Annotated in this window: 22 protein-coding genes; 9 read left to right on the top strand and 13 right to left on the bottom strand. The window is 60.5% G+C overall.

Features of this window, described 5'->3' with window-relative positions:
- Positions 1-116 precede the first annotated feature (116 nt).
- From IF189_RS08990 to IF189_RS08965, 6 genes are all read right to left on the bottom strand, one after another.
- Positions 117-350: a hypothetical protein gene (locus IF189_RS08990; RefSeq protein WP_085710655.1), complete on the bottom strand. Its 234-nt coding sequence runs from the start codon at positions 348-350 to the stop codon at positions 117-119.
- 152 nt (positions 351-502) lie between these two features.
- Positions 503-1,378, bottom strand: a complete 876-nt coding sequence (gene speE, locus IF189_RS08985) for a polyamine aminopropyltransferase (RefSeq protein ID WP_085608797.1) — start codon at positions 1,376-1,378, stop codon at positions 503-505.
- A gap of 135 nt (positions 1,379-1,513) precedes the next feature.
- Positions 1,514-1,705, bottom strand: coding sequence for a PLDc N-terminal domain-containing protein (locus tag IF189_RS08980; protein WP_003223221.1), 192 nt, complete (start codon positions 1,703-1,705; stop codon positions 1,514-1,516).
- A 71-nt stretch (positions 1,706-1,776) separates the two neighbouring features.
- Entirely contained in the window at positions 1,777-2,307 is a 531-nt protein-coding gene (locus IF189_RS08975; protein ID WP_134825976.1) for a hypothetical protein, read from the bottom strand.
- Positions 2,308-2,398: 91 nt separating this feature from the next.
- Positions 2,399-2,917 (bottom strand): ankyrin repeat domain-containing protein, encoded by a 519-nt coding sequence (locus IF189_RS08970; protein ID WP_085710653.1) that lies wholly within the window; start codon positions 2,915-2,917, stop codon positions 2,399-2,401.
- A gap of 97 nt (positions 2,918-3,014) precedes the next feature.
- Positions 3,015-4,853, bottom strand: a complete 1,839-nt coding sequence (locus IF189_RS08965) for a long-chain-acyl-CoA synthetase (RefSeq protein WP_134825975.1) — start codon at positions 4,851-4,853, stop codon at positions 3,015-3,017.
- A gap of 388 nt (positions 4,854-5,241) precedes the next feature.
- Between IF189_RS08965 and IF189_RS08960 the strand changes: the two genes are divergently transcribed.
- On the top strand, positions 5,242-5,520 hold the full coding sequence (locus IF189_RS08960; RefSeq protein WP_085710651.1) for a DUF3509 domain-containing protein: 279 nt from the start codon (positions 5,242-5,244) through the stop codon (positions 5,518-5,520).
- A gap of 78 nt (positions 5,521-5,598) precedes the next feature.
- Here the strand turns inward: IF189_RS08960 and mtnC are convergent, their stop codons facing one another.
- The 5 genes from mtnC to aroC all read right to left on the bottom strand — a co-directional run bounded on the left by mtnC (position 5,599) and on the right by aroC (position 9,816).
- Positions 5,599-6,282 (bottom strand): acireductone synthase, encoded by a 684-nt coding sequence (gene mtnC, locus IF189_RS08955; protein WP_134825974.1) that lies wholly within the window; start codon positions 6,280-6,282, stop codon positions 5,599-5,601.
- 4 nt (positions 6,283-6,286) lie between these two features.
- Entirely contained in the window at positions 6,287-6,832 is a 546-nt protein-coding gene (locus tag IF189_RS08950; protein ID WP_085710649.1) for a 1,2-dihydroxy-3-keto-5-methylthiopentene dioxygenase, read from the bottom strand.
- Positions 6,833-6,924: 92 nt separating this feature from the next.
- A complete protein-coding gene (locus tag IF189_RS08945; protein ID WP_134825973.1) occupies positions 6,925-7,551 on the bottom strand; it encodes a methylthioribulose 1-phosphate dehydratase in 627 nt (208 codons plus the stop codon).
- A complete protein-coding gene (locus tag IF189_RS08940; RefSeq protein ID WP_134825972.1) occupies positions 7,548-8,693 on the bottom strand; it encodes an MFS transporter in 1,146 nt (381 codons plus the stop codon). Before IF189_RS08940 ends, IF189_RS08945 begins: the two co-directional genes overlap by 4 nt.
- Before the next feature lie 31 nt (positions 8,694-8,724).
- Positions 8,725-9,816, bottom strand: coding sequence for a chorismate synthase (aroC, locus tag IF189_RS08935; RefSeq protein WP_134825971.1), 1,092 nt, complete (start codon positions 9,814-9,816; stop codon positions 8,725-8,727).
- A 130-nt stretch (positions 9,817-9,946) separates the two neighbouring features.
- Here aroC and IF189_RS08930 point away from each other — a divergent pair, with 130 nt between their 5' ends.
- Positions 9,947-10,900, top strand: a complete 954-nt coding sequence (locus IF189_RS08930; RefSeq protein ID WP_192553138.1) for an alpha/beta hydrolase — start codon at positions 9,947-9,949, stop codon at positions 10,898-10,900.
- A 97-nt stretch (positions 10,901-10,997) separates the two neighbouring features.
- On the top strand, positions 10,998-11,789 hold the full coding sequence (locus IF189_RS08925) for a hypothetical protein (protein ID WP_192553137.1): 792 nt from the start codon (positions 10,998-11,000) through the stop codon (positions 11,787-11,789).
- Positions 11,790-11,831: 42 nt separating this feature from the next.
- On the opposite strand, the gene prmB is transcribed toward IF189_RS08925, so the two are convergent.
- Positions 11,832-12,740, bottom strand: a complete 909-nt coding sequence (gene prmB / locus IF189_RS08920) for a 50S ribosomal protein L3 N(5)-glutamine methyltransferase (protein WP_085710643.1) — start codon at positions 12,738-12,740, stop codon at positions 11,832-11,834.
- 239 nt (positions 12,741-12,979) lie between these two features.
- Between prmB and IF189_RS08915 the strand changes: the two genes are divergently transcribed.
- From IF189_RS08915 to IF189_RS08895, 5 genes are all read left to right on the top strand, one after another.
- Positions 12,980-13,570, top strand: a complete 591-nt coding sequence (locus IF189_RS08915) for a cysteine hydrolase family protein (RefSeq protein ID WP_192553136.1) — start codon at positions 12,980-12,982, stop codon at positions 13,568-13,570.
- Positions 13,571-13,701: 131 nt separating this feature from the next.
- Positions 13,702-14,022 (top strand): hypothetical protein, encoded by a 321-nt coding sequence (locus IF189_RS08910; protein ID WP_085732350.1) that lies wholly within the window; start codon positions 13,702-13,704, stop codon positions 14,020-14,022.
- 74 nt (positions 14,023-14,096) lie between these two features.
- Positions 14,097-14,654, top strand: coding sequence for a Smr/MutS family protein (locus tag IF189_RS08905; protein WP_192553135.1), 558 nt, complete (start codon positions 14,097-14,099; stop codon positions 14,652-14,654).
- 77 nt (positions 14,655-14,731) lie between these two features.
- Complete coding sequence (folE, locus tag IF189_RS08900) at positions 14,732-15,277, top strand: GTP cyclohydrolase I FolE (protein ID WP_003204506.1); 546 nt, start codon at positions 14,732-14,734, stop codon at positions 15,275-15,277.
- A 102-nt stretch (positions 15,278-15,379) separates the two neighbouring features.
- Positions 15,380-15,751 carry a glutathione S-transferase N-terminal domain-containing protein gene (locus IF189_RS08895; protein ID WP_007960011.1) on the top strand — a complete coding sequence of 124 codons (372 nt, stop codon included), beginning with the start codon at positions 15,380-15,382 and terminating at the stop codon, positions 15,749-15,751.
- Between the two features lie 30 nt (positions 15,752-15,781).
- Here the strand turns inward: IF189_RS08895 and IF189_RS08890 are convergent, their stop codons facing one another.
- Positions 15,782-16,948, bottom strand: coding sequence for a PLP-dependent aminotransferase family protein (locus IF189_RS08890; RefSeq protein WP_134825969.1), 1,167 nt, complete (start codon positions 16,946-16,948; stop codon positions 15,782-15,784).
- 82 nt (positions 16,949-17,030) lie between these two features.
- Between IF189_RS08890 and IF189_RS08885 the strand changes: the two genes are divergently transcribed.
- The gene (locus tag IF189_RS08885; protein ID WP_134825968.1) at positions 17,031-17,474 is read left to right on the top strand and encodes a MarR family transcriptional regulator; all 444 of its coding nucleotides are present in this window, start codon (positions 17,031-17,033) and stop codon (positions 17,472-17,474) included.
- Positions 17,475-17,503: the final 29 nt, after the last annotated feature.

The following is a 17,503-nucleotide window of genomic DNA, read 5'->3' as shown; positions in this document are numbered from 1 at the left end:
ACAAGCATGTAGCTGACAAGACCAGACCTTAGCGATCCGTTCGCTGATCTCGCTTGCAGAGTAGCCCCAAGATAGAGCCGCTGCCAAGGCCTGGTGCGTTACTGACAAGAAGATTTTCAGATGGGTGTGATGCTGCGGATTTCAATGCTGTTCTGGGTTTTCAGGCTTTTGGCGCCTGCATCGGAGGTGCGCCCTTCCAGATCGTTCAGATCCAGTGCGGCGGCGACAGGAAGGAGTCGTTCCTTGATCAGTCGTGCGGCCTCATCATCGCTGGGGCATTCCGCACGCTCGAAGACTTCATCGACAATTTCACCGTGATCATCCACGAAAGTGACTTTCCACTTTTGCATTGGAGCCTCCTCGAACAAACCCGCAAATGGGCTTACATCTATCTCGACTTTTGTCAGGATTGATCGTTCAAAAGCTTTACACCGATGAAACATGAAAAACCTTTCATCTACGGGAGCGAATCGCCCCGCTCCCGCAGATGACGACCGATTGATCAGTCGTTGCTTGGCTTGTTCACCGCTTGCAGCACGTATTGCGGCAAGGCGAAGGCGCCGATGTGGATTTCCGGGTTGTAGTAACGGGTGACGATGCCGCTGCCGATGAAGCGCTGTTGCAGGACTTCACGGCTCAGCTTGCGGTAGGCCGGGTTGGTCGAGCCCCAGGCGAAGGTCATCGAACCGCCGATGTAGGTCGGCACGGCCGCCTGGTAGAAGTGCCAGTCCGGGAACAGGCTGCGCAGGCGACCGGCGGTGGTCTTCACTTCGTCGATCTGCATGAACGGCGTGCCGTTCTGGGTCACGAGGATGCCGCCCTCGTTCAGGCAGCGGTGGCAGGCCTGATAGAAGTTTTCCGAGAACAGCACTTCGCCCGGGCCGATCGGGTCGGTGGAGTCGGAAATGATCACGTCGAATTTTTCAGTGGTGGTGGCGACGAAACGCATGCCGTCGTCGATCACCAGGTTCAGACGTGGATCGTCGTAGGCGCCCTTGGAGTGGTTCGGCAGGAACTCCTTGCACATGTCGACCACGGTGCCGTCGATCTCGACCATGGTGATGTGCTCGACGCTGGCGTGCTTGGTCACTTCGCGCAGCATGCCGCCGTCGCCGCCGCCGATGATCAGCACGCGCTTGGCGGTGCCATGGGCGAGGATCGGCACATGGGTGAGCATTTCGTGATAGATGAATTCATCGGCTTCGGTGGTCTGGATCACGCCGTCCAGCGCCATCACCCGGCCCATGCGCGGGTTCTGGAAGATCACCAGATGCTGGTGCTCGGTGCGCACTTCGTGCAGCAGTTTTTCCATGCGAAAACGCTGGCCGTAGCCTTCGTAGAGGGTTTCCAGGTATTCGCTGGTCTTGGTGACGGTCATGGTGAAGTGCTCCGATGAATGCGCGGGCGCCAATCGTCAGGTTCGATTGCCCGGGAAAGGCGCGCATTCTACGTTGCCGAAGATGACAGGTCGAACCTCAGTTCATCGGCCCCGCGCAATCCATGGTGCGAACGGTCAGATCCGCACATTGCCCCGCGGCCCGGCAATCGCCCAGATGATCAGGCCCAATACCGGCAGGAGGATGATCAACAGCACCCAGAGGATTTTCATCCCGGTCTCGGCGCCGCTTTTCAGCACGTTGATGATTGCCCAGATGTCGAGGGCAAGGATGATCAGGCCGATCAGGCCGTTGAACGTGGAACCCATGGTGTCGCTCCAGAATAGTGGCATGCACTTTTAGGATAGACGGTCGCGCGCAGGGTTCCCTTTTATTGCGTTCAGACGTGAACGGCGACCTTCAAGGCTTCCAGCGACGGCGCGGCGGCGATGCCGACTTCGGCACACAGCTCCAGCACGCGCGGCACGTCGTTGCCGTAGACCAGCACCACTTGCAGTTCGTCGTCGAGCAACTGGCTGAAGTTCATCAGCGTGTAACCGCCGTTTTCCTTGTTCAGGCTGCTCATCTGCACCTGGATGCGGTTGAGCGCGGTCAGCGCTTCGGTCTTGGCCAGTTGCTTGGGCTTGAGGTTGAACTCCACGCCCGGGCCGAACGACGCCACGATCTGCGCGAACAGGTCGACGTAGGTGTCGGCCTGGAACAGCACGGTCTCCGGCAGACTACCTACCACGACCCACTCGCCCAGCGGAATCGGGAAGGTGTCGTCGTAGTTGATGTCCGGATTGGCGGTCAGAAAAGCGTCGGCATCGGCGTAGGCCTGTGCGGCTTCATCGGCGACCTTCTGAATCTCGTCGTCGCCCATGCAGCCGGAGCTGATTTTGCTGATGAGTTCGGCGAGTGCGGCTTTCATGGGGGCAGGTCCTGTGGCTTGGGGAATTTCGAGGGCGCGAAGGATAGCGCATTCTCGCCCTCGCCACAGAGCCGGCTGCGGACCGACGGTGTCAGCCCAGCAGTTTTTCCAGCTGCGCGGTGGTGTCCACAGCGCCCATGGTGCGAGCCGCGTCCAGCGCGGTGACGCCGTTGGCGTCCTTGGCTTTCGGGTCGGCGCCCTGGTCGATCAGGAACTCGACGATTTCAACGCGGTTGAACATCGCTGCCATCATCAGCGCCGTACGGCCATCGAAAGAGGCGCCTTCAATCTGCGCGCCACCGGCCACCAACGCCTTGACTACCGCCAGATCACCCTTGAACGCCGCGCCGGCAATCGGGCTCTGACCGTTGCCATTGCGTTGTTCCGGATCGGCCTTGTGCTTGAGCAGCACTTGCACCGCGTCCACGTGCCCGTAGTAGCTGGCGAGCATCAGCAGGGTGTCGCCCTTGCTGTTGGTCAGGTTCACCGGCAGACCGGCGGTGATCAGGCGGTCCAGCATCACCGCATCGCCTTCGCGCGCCTTGTTGAATACCTGCTCGGTGAATTCGGCAGCTTCTTCAGGGGTCATCTGGCGGCTTTGGTCGGACATGGGGCAACTCCACTTTCGGTCAATCGGAAAGCCGCTAGTTTCCCGAGCGCGGCGATAGCTGTCACCCCCTTTTTTCCAAGGCAGCCGATAGCCAATATCAATAACGGAACTTGCCTGCCTGGATGTCCGCCAGGATTTCATCCGTGACCTGCACGTAGGTTTCGGTGCCCGGCAACCAGGCATAGATCGGGTCATCGCCTGTTTGGCCGGGGTCGAAACCTTCGTTTTTCAGGCGCGTCTTCTGATATTTGAAGGTGCCGGTAGTTTCCATCTTCACCTTGACCCGCAGGAACAGCGGCACCGCATAGGCCGGCATGCGCTGACGGGCGAAGGCCAGCAACTCGGTGAAGTCCAGCATCGCCAGAGACTCGGCCGGGGTGATCGCCGCCATGCCGGCGCGACCGTTGGTGCTGGGGATTTCCACGCCATAGGCCACGGCTTCGGAAATGTGCGGATGCTGGAGCAGCAGGTTCTCGACCTCGGTGGTCGAGACGTTCTCGCCCTTCCAGCGATAGGTGTCGCCGAGGCGATCGACAAACTGCGCATGACCGAAACCGATGTTGCGCAGCAGATCACCGGTATTGAAGAAGCGGTCGCCCTGGGTGAACACATCTTGCAGCACGACTTTCGCGGTTTTCTGCGGGTCGGTGTAGCCGTCCAGCGGCGCTTTGTCGTCGATCCGCGCCAGCAACAGGCCGCGCTCGCCCCGGCCGACTTTGCGCATGAAGCCGTCAGCGCCGCGAATCGGCTCGCCACTGTCCTGGTCATAAGCGACCAGTTCCCAGGCCATCAGCGAGAAGCCGATGGTGTTGTCGAAATTGAGAATGTTGGTGAAGCCGATGTTGCCGTCGCTGGCCGCGTACAGTTCGCAGATGTGGTCCACCGCGAACCGGGTCTTGAACTCGGCCCAGGCACCTGGCCGCAAACCGTTGCCGATCATCTTGCGCACGTCATGGCGGCTGTCATCGCTGCTGACCGGCTGATCCACCAGATAACGGCACAACTCGCCGACGTAGCCGATGGTGGTGGCGCGGTAGCGGCGCACGTCGCTCCAGAACTGGCGGGCGCTGAACTTGCGGCGAATCGCGAAACCCGACGCGCCATTGACCGCCGAACCCCAGCACACGCAAAGCCCGGTGGCGTGATACAGCGGCAAGGTGCAATAGACGATGTCGTCCGGGCGCATGTCGAGGGCGATCATGCCGAAGCTCGCCGAGCTGCGCATCCAGCGTCCGTGCTTGAACACCCCGGCCTTGGGCAAACCGGTGGTGCCGGAGGTGTAGATGTAGAAGCACGGGTCATCGAAGAAGATCTGCCGGCTGCTGGCCGGATTGTCGCCCGATGCATCGGCGCTGGCGCTGATCAGATTGGTGTAACCCTCCGGCGCAATGCCCGGATGGCTGAACGTGTCCTGATCGGCGACGAACCAGACGCGCGCTGCCGGAATCGACACTTGCTCGCGCACCGCCGCGAAGGCTGGCAGCAACTCCTCGCCGACGACAATCGCCACGGGCGCCACCAGATTGATGCTGTGGATCAGCGTGTCGCGGGTCTGTGAGGTATTGAGCAGCGCGCTGACGGCGCCGACCTTGGCCAGCGCCAGAATCGTCACCAGCAGTTCCGGACGGTTCTCGATGAACACAGCCACCACGTCGCCCTTGCCGATGCCCTGCCCGATCAGATAGTGGGCGATGCGGTTGGCCCACTGGTTGACCTGTGAATAACTCAGCACCACCTCGCCCGACAACAGCGCGGGGCCATCCGGATTGCGCAGGGTCGCTTGCTCGAATGTCCAGCCCAGGCCACAGGTTTGGGTCGGATCCTTGACGTTGGCCACCTTCATGCCTTTCACCACCCGAGGGATGGCTTTGGCGATCATCGGCAGTTTGCGGAGCATCATGCCCCAGGTAATCGTGTCGCTAGGCGCGTGACTCATGGCAGCTCCCGTTCGACCTTGACGTGCAGGCCGGATTTTTATTGTCGGGCAATCGGGTGAGGCAACCGGCGCTTCTCGAGCGAGGGTCGAGGCCGAAAATACGTCAGGGCTTCTCGGGCTGTACACGCGGTTTTTGCAATGTTTTGTATCCGCCAGCGCAACAAGGCGACACGTGATTGCGGCTGCAGGGAATGGTTCAATCGGATCGACAGCGATCCCGCAAAATGCAGGATGCACGATGGCCATTCATGCAGAATGCACGACGCGCTGAATTTGCATAATTTATAACTTATTGATTTATAAGGATTTTATAAAAACAAAATACTGGCACAATCGCTGCAACCTCCTCCGCATGCTTGCCATTCAAGTGCATACGGAGCTGAAAGACATGAGCCTGATCCAAGAAAAATTTACCTCCCTGTTCTCCAACTTCGCAGTCACCACCCAACCGCGTCCCGATGGCGGGATCCTGCTGACGCTGAAGAGCGCCGACGGCAAAGTGTTCAAACGTGCGCTCACCTATCAGCAATTGCATGCCGGTGACCAACTGTCGTGGGCGATCAGCGCGATTCGCCGTGACCTGGCGGAACAGGCCAGCGAACTGCCGCAGATCGGCATGCTGCAAAGTCAGCAGCGTTTTGCCCTGCCGACCTATCACTCGATGTAATACGAACACCCCATAAACAAACAGGCCGTGGAGCTTTCGCTTCACGGCCTGTTTTTTTTGCGCATCGATTTTCTGGAGTCAGAACGCTTCCGGTTCGATCCCGGTAAAGCTGTCGACGGTCACATGCCCTTCCAGCTCCCCGCCCTCACGGGCCAGGCCACAGGTTTGCAGGCCGGCGGCCTGGGCGGCATCGAGTTCCTGCACGATGTCGGACAGGAACAGGATTTCCTGCGGTTCAACGCCGATGGCCTGCTGGATATTGCTGTAGGACTGCGCTTCGCGCTTGGGGCCGGACGTGGTGTCGAAGTAACCGCTGAACAGCGGCGTCAGATCCCCGGCTTCCGAGCAGCCGAAGATCAGCTTCTGGGCCTGGATCGAACCGGACGAGTAAACGAACAGTTGATACCCGGCCTCATGCCAGCGCTGGAGCGCTTCGACGGCGTCCGGGTAAACATGCCCCTTCAACTGACCGGCCTGATAGCCCTGCTCCCAGACCATGCCCTGCAACGCTTTCAGTGGCGTGGCTTTGCGATCCTCGGCGATCCAGGCCAGCAGAATGTCCACCACCCGTTCAACGTCTGCCTGCGGTTCGTGGCTGTCGCGGCGCACGGCGTCCAGCTGTTCGGCGACGTCGGCGCGTGTGGCGTTCTGGCGAACAAAGTCCGGCAGATGTTTCGCCGCATACGGGAACAACACGTCGAACACAAAACTCACCGCGCTGGTGGTGCCTTCGATATCGGTGAGGATGACCTTGATCGACATCGGCTCAGTCCTCCAGACGCGGGAAGCGGCCGGCGATGTCTTCGCCGGTGAAGTTGGCGACCCAGCCTTCAGGGTTGTTGAACAGGCGGATCGCCACGAAATGCGGGTTCTCGCCCATGTCGAACCAGTGTTTGGTGCCGGCGGGCACCGAAATCAGGTCGTTCTTCTCGCAGAGCACGGCGTAGACGTAATCGTCGATGTGCAGGGTAAACAGGCCACGGCCGGCAACGAAAAAGCGTACTTCGTCTTCACCATGGCGATGTTCTTCGAGGAACTTGGCGCGCAGTTCGGCTTTTTGCGGGTGATCGCTGTTGAGGCTGACAACATCGACGGTGATGTAACCGCGCTCGGTCATCAGCTTGTCGATCTGCTCTTTATAAGCGCCGATCACTTCTTCCTGGCTGGCACCGGGCTGGATCTTCGCGGCGGCTTGCCAGCGGTCGAAACGCACGCCCTGCTCGGCCAGGGTCGAAGCGATGTCTTCAAAATGGGTCAGCACCTTGTTCGGAATTTCAGGGCTGGAAACGTGATAGACGGACAGGCTGCTCATGGGGCAATTCCTCGGTATCGGCCTTGCCGTCCGGTTCTTCGAGACCGGTCGGGCACTGCATTCATCAGGCAAATGGGCTGGTTCTGGTGAAGTCAGCCTTGGCGGTTCATGACGCTGCGGGTCTTCAACTCGCATTCAAACAGGAATTCAAAGGCCTCGATCTGCCGCAACGCGTCACTCATCTGTGCGCCCCAGGTGTAAAGACCGTGGCCGCGAATCAGATAACCGACGCAATCGGGATGGGCGTCGAGCCAAGGCTGCACCTTGGCGGCGAGGCGCGCAATGTCCTGATCGTTGTCGAAGATCGGCACACGTACCCGGGATTCGTGGGTCGAAATGCCGCTGAAGGCTTTTTGCAATTCGTAGTCTTCGAACTCGATGAAATCTTCCGGCGTCAGACGCGACAGCACCGTGGCGTTCACCGAGTGGGTGTGCAGCACCGCGCCGATCTCCGGGCGCCAGCTATAGAGCTGGGTGTGCAACAGGGTTTCGGCGGACGGCTTTTTGCCCGGTTCCAGGCTGTTGCCGGACAGGTCGGTCGCCAACACATCGTCCAGACCGAGCTGGCCCTTGTGCTTGCCGGACACGGTCAGCAGCGCTTCGCTCGGCGACAGGCGCGTCGAATAGTTGCTGCTGGTGGCCGGCGACCAGCCGCGACCATAAAGAAAACGCCCGGCATCGACGATTTGCCGGGCAAGCTGTTCACGGGTAAGGCTCATGGCCTGTCCTCTTGCATTCGAATGGCAATGATAACGGCAGCGGCGAGCGCTGCGAGACTGGCAATACTAAAGGTCAATGTCGCGCCGAGGGCATTCCAGCTGTAGCCGGAATACAAAGCGCCGAGCGCACCACCGGTGCCGGCCAGTGCTGCGTACAACGCCTGGCCCTGCCCTTGCTGGCGTGCACCGAAGCTACGTTGCACGAACGCGATGGCAGATGCATGAAAGCTGCCGAATGTCGCGGCGTGCAATACCTGGGCAAACAGCAGCACCCAGAGGAATTCGGCGAACGAACCTAGCAGCAACCAGCGCAACGCCGCCAGCAGAAAACTGGCCATCAGCACACGGCGCAGGGAAAACCGCGCAAGGATCCGGCTCATCGCCATGAACATCAGCACTTCCGCCACCACGCCAACGGCCCAGAGCATGCCGATCACGCCACGGCTGTAACCCAGTCGCTCGAGGTGCAAAGTCAGAAACGTGTAATACGGCCCGTGGCTCATCTGCATCAGCGCCACGCAACCGTAGAACGCCAGCACTCCGGGACTGCGCAACTGTTTGAGAAAACCCTCGCCCGTCGGCCGGTTGCCCTGCGGTGGCTGCGCGTTCGGCACCCACAGACTGCTGAGCACAATGCCGGCCATGATCAGCACCAGCGCCGCCGGGTAGATGTCGAGACTCAGCCATTCGAACAGGCGACCGAGCGCGACCACGGTGATGATGAAACCGATGGAGCCCCATAGCCGGATCTGGCTGTAACGGGAGGTCTGGCCCTGCAAATGTGCAAGCGTGATGACTTCGAACTGCGGCAACACCGCGTGCCAGAAGAACGCATGCAGCGCCATGACCATCGCCAGCCAGGCGTAAGTCTTGCTGACGAAAATCAGCGAGAAGGTCAGCAGCGTACACACCGCGCCAAAGCGCACGATGGCCAGGCGTCTGCCGGTGTAGTCGCCGAGCCAGCCCCAGATGTTCGGCGCCACACAGCGCATCAGCATCGGGATCGCCACCAGCTCGCCGATGCGCGCGGCGCTGAATCCGAGGTGATCGAAGTACAGCGCCAGAAACGGCGCCGTCGAGCCGAGCAAGGCGAAATAGAACAGATAGAAACTGGACAGCCGCCAGTACGGGAGCGCCGCCACGGTCAGACCGCAGCGGCTGTGAGTTGACCCATCAGAGCTGGCCCAGAACCGGGGTGTTCACGCGCACGTCGGCGTTCTGGCCACGGTGACGCAGCAGGTGATCCATCAGCACGATGGCCATCATCGCCTCGGCAATCGGCGTGGCGCGGATGCCGACGCACGGATCGTGACGGCCCTTGGTAATCACTTCGACCGGGTTGCCATAGATATCGATAGAACGGCCCGGGGTGGTGATGCTCGACGTCGGCTTCAACGCCAGGTGCGCGACGATCGGCTGACCGGACGAGATGCCACCGAGGATGCCGCCGGCGTTGTTGCTGAGGAAACCTTCCGGGGTCATTTCATCGCGGTGCTCGGTGCCACGCTGGGCGACCGAGGCGAAACCGGCGCCGATTTCCACGCCTTTGACCGCGTTGATGCTCATCAGCGCGTGGGCCAGTTCGGCGTCGAGACGGTCGAAGATCGGCTCGCCCAGACCCGGCATCACACCTTCGGCGACCACGGTGATCTTGGCCCCGACCGAGTCCTGATCGCGGCGCAACTGGTCCATGTAGGCTTCCAGTTCCGGAACCTTGTCCGGGTCCGGGCTGAAGAAAGCGTTCTGCTCGACCGATTCCCAGGTCTTGAACGGGATTTCGATCGGGCCGAGCTGACTCATGTAGCCGCGAATGACGATGCCCTGGGTCGCCAGGTATTTCTTGGCAATCGCACCGGCCGCCACGCGCATGGCGGTTTCCCGCGCGGAGCTGCGGCCGCCGCCGCGGTAATCGCGCTCGCCGTATTTGTGGTGGTAGGTGTAGTCGGCGTGGGCCGGACGGAACAGATCCTTGATCGCCGAGTAGTCCTTGGACTTCTGGTCGGTGTTGCGAATCAGCAGGCCGATGGAGCAGCCGGTGGTGCGGCCCTCGAACACGCCGGAAAGGATTTCGACTTCGTCGGCTTCCTGACGCTGGGTGGTGTGGCGGCTGGTGCCCGGCTTGCGGCGATCGAGGTCGCGCTGCAGGTCCTCAAGGGAGATCTCCAGGCCCGGCGGGCAGCCGTCGACAATGGCGACCAACGCCGGACCATGGCTTTCGCCCGCGGTGGTGACAGTGAACAACTTGCCGTAGGTATTGCCGGACATGCAGGACGCTCCGTGAAATCAAACCCAAATTCATGATGCGCGCCAGTATACGCAGGCTAACCGAGTAGTTCATCCTCGAACCTTGGCGGTGTTGGTGAGTCCAACCGGCACCTTGGCAAATGATGGCGTGATGATGCTGCGAGTTTTGATCTTGAGCCTTACCCTGTTTACTGGCTTCGTCCAGGCAACTGTCCTGCAACGTCCGGTGACTCTGGACACCGGCAGCGGCGAACTTTTCGGCTCGCTGTTGCTGCCAAAGTCTGACAATCCGGTGCCGGTTGTCCTCATTCTTTCTGGCTCGGGTCCTACGGATCGTGACGGAAACAACCCCGACGGCGGGCGCAACGACAGCCTCAAGCGGCTGGCCTGGGTGCTGGCCAAACACAATATCGCCAGCGTGCGTTTCGACAAGCGCGGGGTGGCCGCGAGCCTGGCCGCGACGCCGGATGAGCGCAATCTGTCGGTGGACGCCTATGTCGCGGACGCCGTGGCCTGGGGCCAGAAGCTCAAGGCTGATCCGCGTTTCGGCCCGCTGATCCTGCTGGGTCACAGTGAGGGTGCACTGATCGCCAGCCTGGCCGCACCGAAAGTCGACGCCGCTGCGGTCATTTCGCTGTCCGGCACGGCTCGGCCAATCGATCAGGTGTTGCGCCGGCAACTGGCCCGCAGTCTTCCGCCGCCACTGATGCAACGCAGTAACGAGCTGCTCGACAGCCTCAAGGCCGGCCATACCGACGACAACGTGCCGGCGCCCTTGCAGGCAATTTTCCGCCCGAGCGTGCAGCCGTATCTGATTTCGCTGTTCCGGCAGGATCCGTCCGCCGCCTTCGCCCAACTGAAAATGCCGGCCCTGATCGTCCAGGGCAGCAACGACATTCAGGTGCAGGTCGATGACGCCAACCTGCTCAAGGCGGCAAAACCCGACGCGACCCTGGCATTGATCGAAGGCATGAACCACGTGATGCGCATCGTGCCCAACGACGTGAAGCGGCAAATGGCCTCCTACAAGGACCCGAATTTGCCCCTGGCGGCGGAACTGGGGACCCGGATCCTCGAATTTATTGACGGACTTCGCACCCGTTAAGGTCTTTTCACCCTCCAGTCCTGAAAAAAACGGCCGATAAGCCTTTGTCGCCAGCGTACTGGCTGGCGACAAGCAGCTTGGACAGGATCTCGCCGTTATGACTGATACCCAGACTTCACCCGACACCACCGCTGAAAAAGACACACCGCCAGCGGTCGAGCTGCCATGGGCGGATGTCCACGTCGAGCACCACAAGATGCTCCGCCTGGCGCCGCTGCAGACCGACCGCAACACCGGCGGGCGGCCGTTGCGCTTCGTCGAATTCGGTTACGCCGAGCGCAACAGCAAAGAACACAGCCTGATGCGCATGGCGATCAAGCTGCCCGCGCAGCGTGTGCGCAAGGAACAGAATCAGCTCGACGTGTGGGTCGACCACAAGACCAAACGCGTGCACTTCGGCCCCGACAGCGGCTTGCAGATCGAACCGCTGAACCGTGGCATCGGCCGCTTCATGGCCGCTCAAGGCATCAATTGGGCGAAAAAACGCTGGCCCACCTACACCGTCGACGGCATGGACTTGAACAACAAGGACGCGCTGAACGAAGACACGCGCCTGCGCCGCGATCACTTTCTGCGCGTGCATGGCTTTGATGTGGTGTACGCCGACGCCCAGCATTTGAAGGGCAGCGTCAAGGAAGTTCAGGTCGGTGACTTGCTGGGCGACTGGAACAGCGAAAAGCTGCAGATCGTCGAGATTCTCGAAGCCGCGCAGATGCTGCAGCAGGCCGAGCAGAACCTGGCCGAGCAGGAAGTGAAGCTGAAAAAGCAGGAAGACAAGGTCAGCAAGTTCAAGCGTGAAGATGCGGGTTTGCGCTTCACCATTACGTGTCTGGTGGCGTTTGCGGTGTTCCAGGCCGGTTTGCTGATCTGGATTGCCACGCACCGCTAAGCCAATGATCGTTCCCACCGAGGTGGGAACGATCGGTTCAGGTCAGACGCGGGAAGCGAACAGGGCCTGATGGTCTCGGCACTGTTCGGCGGTCAGCATGAACACGCCATGTCCGCCGCGCTGAAATTCCAGCCAGGCGAAATCGACTTCCGGGTACAACGCTTCGACGTGTACCTGGCTGTTGCCCACCTCGACGATCAGCAAACCTTTCTCGGTCAGGTGATCTGCCGCTTCGGCGAGCATCCGGCGCACCAGGTTCAAACCGTCATCACCGCAGGCCAGACCCAGTTCCGGCTCGTGTTGATATTCGTCCGGCATGTCGGCGAAATCTTCCGCATCGACGTAGGGCGGGTTCGACACGATCAGGTCGAAACGTTGACCCGGCAGGCCATCAAAACCATCGCCCTGCACGGTGAACACGCGCTCATCGACGCCATGGCGTTCGATGTTCTGGTTCGCCACTTCCAGCGCTTCGAACGACAGATCCGCCAGCACCACTTCGGCATTTTGGAACTCGTAGGCGCAGGCGATACCGATGCAACCGGAGCCAGTGCACAGGTCGAGAATTCGCGCAGGCTCGTCGCCGATCCATGGAGCAAAGCGGTTTTCGATCAACTCGCCAATCGGCGAACGCGGGATCAGCACGCGCTCATCGACGATGAACGACATGCCGCAGAACCACGCCTCGCCCAACAGGTAGGCGGTCGGAATGCGTTCTTCGATGCGGCGCTTGAGCAGGCGTTGCAGGTTGACCAGTTCGTCGTCTTCCAACGCGCAGTCCAGATAGCTGTCGGCGATTTCCCATGGCAGGTGCAAGGCACCGAGCACGAGTTGCCGGGCCTCGTCCCAGGCATTGTCGGTGCCATGGCCGAAAAACAGATCCTCCCCATGGAAGCGGCTGACGGCCCAACGGATGTGGTCGCGCAGGGTACGAAGTCGGGAAGTGATCACGGGGCAGAACTCCAGAAAAAACGACTGGCGATTCTACCAGCCAAAACGCGCCACGACGACGCAGGAAAAATCCCGGGCCGACGGTAGGAGTGTTCCGAATTCCTTATCGGCTATTGAACAGAACGTGTAACTTGACGAGGCTGCAGGCCAGTAACGACGGTGCCTACGATGGTAGCGATTCACAGAACCGCTCAGCCAGAGGACAATGTCGCAAAAGCCCCACCCCAAGGAGCCCCAGAATGTCCGTTCCAAAAACGATGTTTCAACTCAGCGGTCGCGGTTACGCAGCGGCCACGTTGAGCCATGCCACCGTGGTCATCATCGATGCCCAGAAAGAGTACCTCAGCGGCCCGCTGGCCCTGAGCGGCATGGACGCGGCTGTCGCGAACATCAAACAACTGGTTGCCGCCGCCCGCGCAGCCGGCCGTCCGATCGTGCACGTACGCCACCTCGGCACCGTCGGCGGTCTGTTCGACCCGCAGGGCGAACGCGGCGAATTCATCCCCGGTCTGGAACCCCAGGGCGATGAAACCATCATCGGCAAACTGCTGCCGAGCGCTTTCCACGGCACCGAACTCTACGATCGCCTGCAAACCATCGGTTCGCTGGACCTGATTGTCTGCGGTTTCATGAGCCACTCCAGCGTCAGCACCACCGTGCGTGCCGCGAAAAACCTGGGTTTCCGTTGCACCCTGGTCGAAGACGCCTGCGCCACCCGCGATCTGCCGTTCAAAGGCCGCGTGCTCAGTGCCGAACAGGTTCAGGAGGCGGAAATGGCGATCATGGCCGACAACTTCGCCACCCTCGCGCTGACCAATGACCTGATCTGATCGACCGCCAATGAGCGGCCCGGCCCGCCGCTCATCCGCAAAAGCCTCGCATTTGCTTCAATTACCCTAGCCTCAGGAACAACCCGGTCAACTCCCGGTCGAAGGGCCGATACCCATTGAGGAAGGTCGGAATGAAGTTATCCGATGGATTTGACGCACGCCGCTTGCGGCCCAAAGGCCAAAGCAACTGGCGTTTTCGATTCGGCGCAGCGATCGCCGCCATTCTGGCGACGTTCGGTGTGCTGTTGGCGATGGCCGGGGCTGCCAGCCTGATCGGGCATCCGCCGGCACTCGGCGACTTGAATGCGACGCCGATGGGCTCGGCGATCATTCTGGCCGTCGGCCTGTTGTTCCTGTATTTCGGCGTGGCCCTGTGGCGTCGTTGCCGGCGTCGCGCACGGCAATCGCGGGAGCTGAACATGTCCCCGCACCTGATGAAAAAACACGACTGAATCAACGGCCTGGCTTTTTGCCGGGCCGTTTTGTGTCTGTTTGGGTAAACTGGCCGCCCTTCGCGGAGGCTGATATGCAAGACGACGATTTTTCCCTGTTCAAAAGTGCGATCCAAGGCGTCAAGCCGATCAAGCACGACCGCGCCGACACCGGCAAACCCAAGACTGACCGCGCACATATCGCCAAGCTGCGCCAGTCCGCGACCATCCGCACCGAAACCACCACCGTTGACGGTCTGTCCGACCAGTTCGTGATCGACGTCGGGCCGGAAGACGAACTGATGTGGGCCCGCGACGGCGTGCAGGAAAGCCAGATGCGCAAGCTCAAGATCGGGCAGATCCCGTTCGAAGGCAGCCTCGACCTGCACGGCATGAGCGTCGAAAAGGCCCGGGAAACCCTCTGGGCGTTTCTGGCCGAAGCGACCAAGTTCGAAATCCGCTGTGTACGCGTCACCCACGGCAAGGCGGTGCGACTGGACGGCAAGCGGCCGATGATCAAGAGCCACGTCAACACCTGGCTGCGCCAGCATGCGCAAGTGCTCGGATTCTGCTCGTGCCAGGCGAAACACGGCGGTGCCGGCGCGGTTTACGTGATGCTCAAACGCACCATGATGGAAGGCCGCGACGAATAATCCCGTCACACCGAACTTGCAGGGTCGTGTCCGCCACCGTACCCTTGCCCTTTGCGAAAATCCCCACAGGTAGTTTCATGTCCCTGGAACAGAATTACACCGCGATTCTCGGCCAACTGGGCGAGGACGTGTCCCGCGAGGGCCTGCTCGACACGCCAAAGCGTGCCGCCAAAGCCATGCAGTACCTCTGCCGCGGTTATGAACAGACGCTCGAAGAGGTCACCAACGGTGCCCTGTTCAGCTCCGACAACAGCGAAATGGTGCTGGTCAAGGACATCGAGCTGTACTCGTTGTGCGAACACCACCTGCTGCCGTTCATCGGCAAGGCCCACGTCGCGTATATCCCGAGCGGCAAAGTGCTGGGCCTGTCTAAGGTCGCACGAATCGTCGACATGTACGCCCGCCGCCTGCAGATCCAGGAAAACCTCAGCCGCCAGATCGCCGATGCGGTCCAGCAGGTTACCGGTGCGCTGGGCGTGGCGGTGGTGATCGAGGCCAAGCACATGTGCATGATGATGCGCGGTGTGGAGAAACAGAATTCGTCGATGATCACCTCGGTGATGCTCGGTGAGTTCCGCGAAAACGCGGCGACCCGCAGCGAGTTTCTCAGCCTGATCAAGTAATTCGTGACACAAAAAAACCGGCGTTGATCGCCGGTTTTTTTTCGTCCGTGAAAAATCGGGTAAGCTGCGCGCCTTCTTCAATGTCCCTGTGAGGCTTGTAACGTGTTCGTCAAAGCGCTTCGTGTCGGCCTCGGCCAACTGATCATCTTCGTTGACTTCCTGACCCGCCCGGGCAAGAAGCAGCGCCCCGCCGCTGCCCAGGCCCAGGTCGACGCCGCCGCGAAGGATCTGACCCTGTACCAGTTCCACGCCTGCCCGTTCTGCGTGAAGACCCGCCGCAGCCTGCGTCGCCTGAATGTGCCGGTGGCCCTGAAGGATGCGAAGAACAACGAGCAGGATCGCCAGACCCTGCTGGAACAGGGTGGCAAGATCAAGGTGCCGTGCCTGCGCATCGAAGAGAACGGACAGACCACCTGGATGTATGAGTCCAACACGATCATCGAATACCTGAACAAGCGGTTCGCCGCGGTCTGAATCAAAAAAACCGGCCTGATGGCCGGTTTTTTATGCGGCCTGTTCGGCCTGTGCCTGGCGCACCACCGCTGCCAGACGTTTGAGGCCTTCGTCCAGGCGGGCCGGGTCAATGTGACTGAAGTTCAGGCGCAAATGACCGTGATTGCGATCCGGCTCGGGGAAAAACGGTTCGCCCGGCATGAACGCCACATCGTTGGCCAGCGCGGTATTGAGCAAGGTGCGCGTGTCCAGCGGCTGTTTAAGGGTCAGCCAGAAAAACAGCCCGCCCTGCGGCGTGTTCCAGTCCGCCAGATCGGCGAAGTGAGTTTCCAGCGCCGCTTGAAAGGCATCACGGCGCTGACGGTAGAAGCCGCGCAATGCACTCAAGTGCTGCTGATACTTTTCGCTGCCGATCCACTGCAAGGCCTGCCATTGACCGATGCGGTTGGTGTGCAGATCCGCTGACTGCTTGAGTTTGAGCAGATGTGGAAACAGATCCGGGCTGGCGATCAGGTAGCCGACGCGCAGGCCCGGCAACAGGGTTTTCGACACGGTGCCGGTGTAGATCCAGCTGGATTTCTTCAAGCGTCCGGCGATTGGTCGGGCGCTGCCGCCGTCGAAGGTCAGTTCGCGGTAAGGCTCGTCTTCGATCAGGGTTACGCCGAACTCGTCGAGCAGCGCCGCGACAGCTTCGCGCTTGGCTTCGCTATAGCGTACGGCGGACGGGTTCTGGAAGGTCGGGATCAGGTAAATGAACGCGGGACGATGTTGCTCCAGACGCTGGCGTAACTGCGCCAGGTTCGGGCCGTCAGCCTCCAGCGGCACGGTCAGGCAATCGGCGCCGAACAGCTGGAAAATCTGCAAGGCTGCCAGATAGGTCGGTGCTTCGAGCAGGATTTCGGTGCCCTTGTCGATGTACAGCTTGGCCGCCAGATCGAGTGTTTGCTGGGAACCACTGACCACCAGCACCTGACTCGCCTCACACGGCAAACCCAACGCCCTCGCCTCTGCTGCCAGCGCTTCGCGCAACGCCGGCTCTCCTTCGCTCATACCGTATTGGCCGAGAGACAGCGGCATGTCGGCCCACTCGACCTTCGGCAACATGACTTCAGCCGGCAGACCGCCAGCGAAGGACATCACTTCCGGGCGCTGGGCCGCAGCAAGGATTTCACGGATCAGAGAACTTTTGAGACGCGAGACACGTTCGGAAAAAGCCATGGAAGTCACCGCTAGCGAGGCATGAGAAAAATGAGTCAAACTTGTTGACTGAAATTACGTCACCCTCACTGGAAGCGTCAATATGCTTGACCTTAAAAACTGCGCCAGCCAACAACAAGCCATGGAAGCGTTCTTCTTCGGTTACCAGGCGTTTACCGCCAAGGCTGACGAAATGCTTGAGCGCCGTGGCCTGTCCCGTGTGCATCAGCGCATCGTGTTTTTTATTGCCCGTTATCCGAATCTGAGCGTCAAGGAGTTGCTCGCGCTGCTCGGCGTGAGCAAACAGGCATTGAACATGCCGTTGCGTCAGTTGCAGGAAATGTATCTGGTGGAAAGCGTGGCGTCCGAAGAAGACAAACGTAAACGGCTTCTGACGTTGACCGTCGAAGGCGCGAAATTTGAGCAGGCATTGCGCCGCGAGCAGGTGAAATTACTGGAACGGGTGTTTGCCGAGGCCGGCGAAACCGCGGTGAATGGCTGGCTGGCGGTGAATATGGCGTTGGGGAAAAACCGCTCGGCCGAGTGATATAGCGCGATCCTCAAAACTTTCGTCTA

Origin of the sequence: Pseudomonas sp. IzPS59 (genome assembly GCF_014863505.1) — a bacterium.
GTDB lineage: Bacteria > Pseudomonadota > Gammaproteobacteria > Pseudomonadales > Pseudomonadaceae > Aquipseudomonas > Aquipseudomonas kribbensis.
Note: the sequence above shows the minus strand (reverse complement) of the source record. Positions and strands in the feature narration are given on the sequence as shown.